Below are 733 nucleotides of genomic sequence, written 5' to 3' on the forward strand. Positions count from 1 at the left end.
GACCGGCTGTGCCGGATGTTCGCGGCCGAGGTTGCCAAGCGCTCGGGCGGCGACCTCACCGCCGAGGTCTATCCGAACTCCTCGCTGATCAAGACCAACGCGCAGTTCTCGGCGATGCGCAAGGGCGCGCTCGATCTCAGCCTGTATCCGATGCCTTATGCCGGCGGCGAATTGCCGGAGACCAATATCGGCCTGATGCCGGGCCTCGTCACCACCTACGACCAGGGCCTGCGCTGGAAGAAGGAGCCGGTCGGCAAGGCGCTCTCCGACTTCCTCGCCGACAAGGGCATCATCCTGATCTCCTGGGTCTGGCAGGCCGGCGGCGTCGCCAGCCGGCACCAAGCCGATCGTGGCGCCCGACGACGCCAAGGGCATGAAGGTGCGCGGCGGCTCGCGCGAGATGGACATGGTGCTGCAGACCGCCGGTGCCGCGGTGCTGTCGGTGCCCTCGAACGAGATCTACGCCGCGATGCAGACCGGCGCCTGCGATGCCGGCATCACCTCCTCCACCAGCCTGATCTCGTTCCGCCTCGAGGAGGTCGCGAAGTCGCTGACCTCGGGCGCGGGCGCCTCCTACTGGTTCATGCTGGAGCCGCTGATGATGTCGAAGGCGATCTTCGACAAGCTGCCGAAGAACCAGCAGGACATCATCCTCGCCGTCGGCGCCGAACTCGAGGCTTTCGGCCGCAAGGGCGCGCAGGACGACGATGCCGAGGTGGCCAAGGTCTATGAG

General features: G+C 67.0%; 1 protein-coding gene and 1 pseudogene. Both read left to right on the forward strand.

From position 1 onward, the window contains the following. Positions 1–15: 15 nt before the first annotated feature. Positions 16–267 (forward strand): annotated as a pseudogene (locus NS334_RS19470) (hypothetical protein); the annotation flags it as partial. An 82-nt stretch (positions 268–349) separates the two neighbouring features. Beyond that, the coding region (dctP, locus tag NS334_RS19320; protein WP_206542698.1) for a TRAP transporter substrate-binding protein DctP at positions 350–733 on the forward strand (384 nt) is incomplete at its 3' end.

The organism is Sphingomonas endophytica, from assembly GCF_001476895.1.
Classification (GTDB): Bacteria; Pseudomonadota; Alphaproteobacteria; order Sphingomonadales; family Sphingomonadaceae; genus Sphingomonas; species Sphingomonas endophytica_A.